General features: G+C 53.1%; 7 protein-coding genes and 1 other RNA gene. 6 read left to right on the forward strand and 2 right to left on the reverse strand.

Annotated features, from left to right (window positions below; translation table 11 throughout):
• The first annotated feature begins 47 nt into the window (after positions 1-47).
• The 5 genes from ftsE to M2120_RS08245 all read left to right on the forward strand — a co-directional run bounded on the left by ftsE (position 48) and on the right by M2120_RS08245 (position 3,747).
• Positions 48-1,205 carry a cell division ATP-binding protein FtsE gene (gene ftsE, locus M2120_RS08225; RefSeq protein ID WP_280798247.1) on the forward strand — a complete coding sequence of 386 codons (1,158 nt, stop codon included), beginning with the start codon at positions 48-50 and terminating at the stop codon, positions 1,203-1,205.
• Positions 1,202-2,116 (forward strand): permease-like cell division protein FtsX, encoded by a 915-nt coding sequence (gene ftsX / locus M2120_RS08230; protein ID WP_280798248.1) that lies wholly within the window; start codon positions 1,202-1,204, stop codon positions 2,114-2,116. The genes ftsE and ftsX overlap by 4 nt, the downstream gene beginning before the upstream one ends.
• Before the next feature lie 58 nt (positions 2,117-2,174).
• Positions 2,175-2,651, forward strand: a complete 477-nt coding sequence (gene smpB / locus M2120_RS08235) for an SsrA-binding protein SmpB (protein ID WP_280798249.1) — start codon at positions 2,175-2,177, stop codon at positions 2,649-2,651.
• A 128-nt stretch (positions 2,652-2,779) separates the two neighbouring features.
• Positions 2,780-3,149: a transfer-messenger RNA gene (gene ssrA / locus M2120_RS08240) on the forward strand.
• 67 nt (positions 3,150-3,216) lie between these two features.
• The gene (locus M2120_RS08245; RefSeq protein WP_280798250.1) at positions 3,217-3,747 is read left to right on the forward strand and encodes a GNAT family N-acetyltransferase; all 531 of its coding nucleotides are present in this window, start codon (positions 3,217-3,219) and stop codon (positions 3,745-3,747) included.
• On the opposite strand, the gene M2120_RS08250 is transcribed toward M2120_RS08245, so the two are convergent.
• Positions 3,744-4,373, reverse strand: a complete 630-nt coding sequence (locus M2120_RS08250; protein ID WP_280798251.1) for a YitT family protein — start codon at positions 4,371-4,373, stop codon at positions 3,744-3,746. The two genes, M2120_RS08245 and M2120_RS08250, sit on opposite strands and share 4 nt — an antisense overlap.
• Positions 4,374-4,575: 202 nt before the next feature.
• On the opposite strand from M2120_RS08250, the gene M2120_RS08255 reads away from it, so the two are divergent.
• A complete protein-coding gene (locus tag M2120_RS08255; protein ID WP_280798252.1) occupies positions 4,576-5,361 on the forward strand; it encodes a hypothetical protein in 786 nt (261 codons plus the stop codon).
• A 63-nt stretch (positions 5,362-5,424) separates the two neighbouring features.
• Here the strand turns inward: M2120_RS08255 and M2120_RS08260 are convergent, their stop codons facing one another.
• Positions 5,425-5,907, reverse strand: a complete 483-nt coding sequence (locus M2120_RS08260) for a glutathione peroxidase (RefSeq protein ID WP_280798253.1) — start codon at positions 5,905-5,907, stop codon at positions 5,425-5,427.
• Positions 5,908-6,048: the final 141 nt, after the last annotated feature.

Consider the following 6,048-nt stretch of genomic DNA (forward strand, 5'->3'; position numbering starts at 1 on the left):
GCGCCTTTCAGGATTTTCATCAGATGCCCGCATAGGCTCGTTGAGTCATGATTCGCTTCAGCACGGTCACCAAAAAGTACGCAGGTTCTTCGCGTCCCGCCCTCAACGGCGTTGACTTTGAAATCCTGCGCGGAGAGTTCGTCTTCCTCGTGGGAGCTTCTGGTTCCGGTAAGTCATCCTGCCTGCGTTTGATGATTAAGGAAGATAAGCCCAACGCTGGTTCTATCCACGTACTGGGCCAGGACTTGGGTTCCATCTCGAACCGCAAGATTCCCTACTTCCGTCGCAACCTAGGTGTTGTATTCCAAGACTTCCGTCTGCTTCCCAACAAGACCGTCTTCGACAACGTTGCTTTTACCCTGCAGGTCATTGGTAAGTCTCGAGGGTTTATTCAAGAAGCAGTTCCAGACGTGCTTAAGATGGTGGGTCTTGCTGGAAAGGCTCAGCGTTACCCTCACGAACTCTCCGGTGGTGAGCAGCAGCGTGTAGCTATTGCTCGCGCCATTGTGAACAAGCCTGCACTCCTGCTGGCTGATGAGCCCACCGGTAACCTCGACCCTGCCACCAGCGCGGGCATTATGGCTTTGCTGGAGCGCATCAACGCTGGTGGAACTACCATTGTGATGGCTACCCACGCCGCTGACTTCGTGGACCGCATGCAAAAGCGCGTTATCGAGCTTGTTGCCGGCCAGATTGTTCGTGACGAACGTGAATCTGGCTACGGAAACACTGCGGCACTGCCCATTGTGGGTGCAGACGCCACCATCAACTCAACCGGTGACCACACTGCTGCTGCCGCCGCAGCGATGGCAGCCACTACTCGACCTCAAGGCATCGTTACCGCGTCGGAACAGCCTCAAATCATTGAGACCACCGACATCGTTGTTCCCACCCCTGTGTTCGAACAGGTTGATGAAATCACCTTGGACGCAGTTCCAGAAATCCCCAGTGCCTATGACACTGGGGAAATTGATGACTTAGGTGATTTGAGCGAACTCTTTGGCATGAATGATTCACGCCCGGTTCAACGCCTCGATCCACCTGCATTCCAAGATGCCCCACCGGCATCGGACGAGGCAGAACCACTCACCAAGCCTCAGGTTGACATGAGTTCGTTGCCGCTGACTGAGCGCCTGCGTATTCAGGCGCAACAGCGTGCAAAGCAAGCTGGAAATGATGACCAGAATGTGGGGCCTGTTCGATGAGGTTCTCACTCATTTGGTCTGAGGTTGCTAACGGACTTCGACGTAACTTCTCCATGGTGGTTTCGGTCATCTTGGTTACCTTCATTTCATTGACCTTCGTGGGCACAGCCATTTTGCTGCAAATGCAGATTGGCCAGATGAAGAACTATTGGTATGACAAAGCACAGGTTGCTGTGTATCTCTGTACTGATGTTTCTGCGGGGGAGAACTGCCTCGACGGAGCTGCCTCCGCCAGCGAAATTGATGCGGTCAAGGAAGCACTTTCGGGCGCTACCCTTGCTCCATTCATTGACAAGTTCTACTTCGAAGACCATGACCAGGCTTTCGCGAACTTCCAAGATCAGTTCAAGGGAAACCCAGTCGCTGAATATGTCACTGCGGACCAGCTCAATGAGACTTTCTGGGTCAACCTCAAGGACCCATCGCAGTCTGCGGTACTCGTAGAGGCACTTTCAGCACAAAAGGGTGTTGAATCGGTCACTGACCAGCGCAGCTACCTGGACCAGATCTTCTCTATCCTGAACTCCGCCAGTTACACCGCCATTGGTGTTGCCGGTTTGATGCTGATTGCAGCTGTGCTTCTGATTGCAACCACCATTCGTCTCTCTGCCTTCTCACGTCGACGCGAGCTGGGCATCATGCGCTTGGTTGGTGCATCTAACCGCTTCATCCAAACCCCCTTCATTCTTGAAGGTGTCTTTGCTGCGCTCGTGGGTTCGGTCATGGCTGGCGCTGCAATTGTGGGTATCGTGCACTTCTTTGTTCAGGGATACCTTGCTGTAAACATTCCACTCACCTCGTTTGTGGGCATCTCAGACGCACTGATTGTGGTTCCAATTCTGATCGTGGTTGGTTCGCTGCTGGCAGCGATTTCCGCCAACTTCGCCATCACTCGTTACCTCAAGATTTAGCCACTCTTCCAGGCGCGTAAACTAGGGGTTTGCGCAAAGAACCTGAAGGAGGTGTGCAATGCCCAAGGAACAAGGCCAAAAGGTTGTTGCCACCAACCGTAAGGCTCGTCACGATTACAACATCCTGGACACCTACGAGTGTGGTGTGGTGTTGTGGGGAACGGAAGTGAAGTCTCTGCGCCAGGGACGTGCGTCATTGACTGATGGCTATGCGTTTATAGAAAACGGCGAGGCCTGGCTTGATGCCGTCCACATCCCCGAATACACCCAGGGAACCTGGAACAACCACGCTCCCAGACGTAAGCGCAAGCTCCTGCTGCACAAGCAAGAGATCCTGAAGCTCTCCAACAAGGTCAAGGAGGGTGGCTACACCCTCATTCCTCTCTCCCTCTACTTCAGTGACGGCCGAGCAAAGGTCGAACTTGCACTGGCTAAGGGTAAGAAGGAATACGACAAGCGTCAGACCTTGCGTGAACGCCAGGATAAGCGTGAAGCAGATCGCGCTATCTCGGCACGCAAACACATGGGTGAATAGCGAGATCGCGGGGAATACTTTTTCTCAGTTTCGCGTTATACACTTCAACTGCGCTGAAATACGCGCCAGAGCAAGCCCAGGCTTGCACACACAACTCAACAGCGCATGATGTGACAACGCACTCTCATGGGGATGATCGGATTCGACATTGCCTGCAAGCGGGAGAGAAGCGGGTCGAGGATGCAGGGATATCTCGTTAACGACCTCTGCAAAAAATAGGTGCAAAATCTAACCGCGCCGACTTCGCCCTCGCTGCCTAAGCGAGCCTGAAGTCCGTCAGACCGGAAATGTCCCCGTTCCGTGCTCTGGCGTCATGAAGGGGACTTGCTGCAGTGTTATGCCTGAGGGCATTGCGGGACTTTAACTCAGACTGGGCTTGTCGACTTAGATGCTGGTAACAAAGGTCGGAGCCAAGTAGAACGCCTCTAATCAGCTACACCCGTAGAAGACTCACAATTACAGCAGTGGACGGGGGTTCAATTCCCCCCATCTCCACCATTTGTGATTGCACATCATGCGCTGTGTGAGTTCTTTCTTCGCGGATTCATCTGCTTGACTACTGTTCATGGCCGAATACCGCATTGTTCAGTGCACACTCGATGAGCACGGCGATGCCATCCTCGAGATCTTCAACGATGCCATCACTAACTCAACGGCATTGTTTGAGTATGAGCTGCGAACCCCGGAGAAGATGGCGGCTTGGTTTGAGCTCAAGCATGCCGGCAACTTTCCAGTCATTGGGCTGGTTGATCAGAACAACACCCTGGCTGGCTTTGCCAGCATGGGAAGTTTCAGGCCTTTTCCTGCCAATAAATACACGGTTGAGCACTCGGTGTATGTGCACCAGGATTTCCGCGGGCAAGGCCTAGGCCGACGCCTACTGGAACTCATCATTGAGGCCGCCAAAGAGCGTGAACTTCACGCCATGATTGGCGGAATCACCGCCGATAATCTCGCCAGTATCGAACTTCACAAGAAACTTGGGTTTGTAAATGTGGGAACGCTGCCAGAAGTGGGTTTCAAGTTTGGTCGCTGGCAAGACTTGGCGTTTTATCAGCTCACGTTCGAGACACCTGCACACCCAGTTGACGGTTAGCCGTTATAGCGGCCTTCGCGGTGGTTCAGAGCCAAAATGAAGTTGAATACGAAGGCACCCACTGCTGAATAAAGCACAATCACCGGCGATGCCACAAAGAAGGCCCCTGCCACAATTGCAAGGTCAATGACCAACTGCACATACCCTGCGCGCCAGTGATACTGCTCCTGGGCGATCAACGCAACCACGTTGAAGCCACCCAGTGAAGAGCGGTGCCGGAAGAGCCCCAGAACACCAATACTGGCAACAACGTTTCCAGCAACCGCGCCAAAGAGAGGATCAATCTCGAGCGGACCCATGTTGTAAGAAACAAGCTGTGTAAACAACGACACCAAGACGATGGCAATCAAGCTGCGTAGTGTGAAGTTCCAGCCCTTTTTCCAGACTGCCAGCGGCAGAAACGGCAGGCTCGCAATAATCCAGACCACGCTGAAAGACAGTGGTGTGGCATAGCTGATCAGCAGTGCGAGACCCGCAATTCCACCGGTAACTACGTGGCCGCTGTCCATCAAGAAAATGCCGACAGAGGCAAGCAAGGCAGAGGCAGAAATGCCGACAATATCGTCAAGTAATGAGTGGCTCTGGGCAGTTGTGCTGCGGGAGTCCTCAACAGGTGTGTTGTGCACACTTATTTATAACCAGAGTTCACACACCTTGCTGGGCGTCTTGAGGGGTTTGTGTACGGGGGAGTAGACATTTCTGAGCTCAGATATGAATTGGCTCAGAACGCCCTGCGAATCCGGGGAAGTGGGGCATCGCGGTGGTAGCGTTTCCCATTAGTTGAGCGTATAAAAACGTGTGCGCTCGTTGTTGAAAGGGACCCACCTTATGGGCTACAACCGCCTCAAGGCATTTGAAGAAACTGGTTATGTCGTTCTTGACAGCTATGACCAGTCTGCTGACCCCAAGGAATGGCTCGACATCGAGTATGTCGACTGGAAGTCTTCCGGTGTTACCCGTTTCGCTCCGCTGGCTTCTGCCTTCGGCGAGATGGAGTGCAACGGTTTCTGGAACCACACCCCTCCTCGCACTGACAAGGATGGCGTTTGGGTTCAAAAGAACATCGACCTCGCTCCTATTTTGAAGAAGCGTGCCGAAGAGCCCGGCGCCAACATTGGTCGTTGCCGCGTGATTGAGCTTCAGCCAAACAAGTACTCTGACGCTCTCTACAACATGCACCAGGACGACAACAACCGTCTGAACCCAGACGGTACTGGCTGGATTGTTCGTGGATTCTTCAACCTCTCTGACAACCCAGACTCGATGATGATCCTGCGCGAAGACCGCCTGGACCCTTCGACTGAGATTCGTATTCCTCTTCCTGCAGGTGCACAGCTCATCGTGGACACTCAGCGCTTCTGGCACGCCGTGTGGCACCAGGGCGACGAGCCTCGTTACTGCTTGATCACCTCATGGGAGTCAGGCCCCGAGCTCGATGCATACATCGAGAAGTACCACGGTAACCCTCGTGCCGTGAACTACCCGCTGTCTGATGAATTCATCGCAGCAGGTCAGGCAGAGTTTGAGCGCCGCTTGGAAGAGCGTCGCCTCGCACTTCTCGCCCAGGGCATCGTTGAAGAAGGCGTCAAAGACCCTGAAGCTGAAAAGATGTAATTCACCTCAGGTGAATGACAAGAGCCCCAGTTTTCTGGGGCTCTTTTTCTTTAAGTTCTTTTCCTAGTTTGGTAGAGCAGCTTCAATCGCGGAAACGATTGCAGGGTCATCTGGCTTAGTGGTGGGACGGAAGCGTTTGATTTCACCGCTGGGCAGAACCAAGAACTTCTCGAAATTCCACATCACAGGACCAGCTTTGCCGGAGGCATCCTTTGCCTTGACCAGCTCAACATAAAGCGGGTGACGGCTGCGCCCATTGACTTTTGCCTTCTCCATCATGGGGAAGGTTACACCCCAGGTGGTGGAGCAATACTGGGCAATGTCATCGCTGTTCTTGAGTTCTTGAAGGAACTGATTGGATGGGATGCCGAGCACAGTGAAACCACGAGATCCATACTTCTTCTGAAGTTCTTCCAGCTGCTGATACTGGGGAGATAAACCACAACGACTTGCCACGTTCACAACAAGAACTACTTTGTCGGAATAAGCGCCAAAGGTTGTGGGTTTTCCATCCAGAGTGGTCAATGCAATGTCATTCAGGCTCATGCTTTTGAGGCTAATGCGTCTTGCTGGGTGAAACAATGGAGAAACTATGACAAACAATGCGCCGTCAGAGAACTTACCCATCATTCACGATGGAATTATTGATCCTCCTCACGATGTAGAGGTGCTCTCGCCTGAGGAGTT

It is taken from the genome of Aurantimicrobium minutum, from assembly GCF_029893825.1.
Taxonomy (GTDB): domain Bacteria; phylum Actinomycetota; class Actinomycetes; order Actinomycetales; family Microbacteriaceae; genus Aurantimicrobium; species Aurantimicrobium minutum_C.

Coding starts and splice junctions, on each gene's coding strand:
- ftsE (WP_280798247.1), top strand. CDS start 48: ATGATTCGCTTCAGCACGGTCACCAAAAAGTACGCAGGTTCTTCGCGT.
- ftsX (WP_280798248.1), top strand. CDS start 1,202: ATGAGGTTCTCACTCATTTGGTCTGAGGTTGCTAACGGACTTCGACGT.
- smpB (WP_280798249.1), top strand. CDS start 2,175: ATGCCCAAGGAACAAGGCCAAAAGGTTGTTGCCACCAACCGTAAGGCT.
- M2120_RS08245 (WP_280798250.1), top strand. CDS start 3,217: ATGGCCGAATACCGCATTGTTCAGTGCACACTCGATGAGCACGGCGAT.
- M2120_RS08255 (WP_280798252.1), top strand. CDS start 4,576: ATGGGCTACAACCGCCTCAAGGCATTTGAAGAAACTGGTTATGTCGTT.
- M2120_RS08260 (WP_280798253.1), bottom strand. CDS start 5,907: ATGAGCCTGAATGACATTGCATTGACCACTCTGGATGGAAAACCCACA.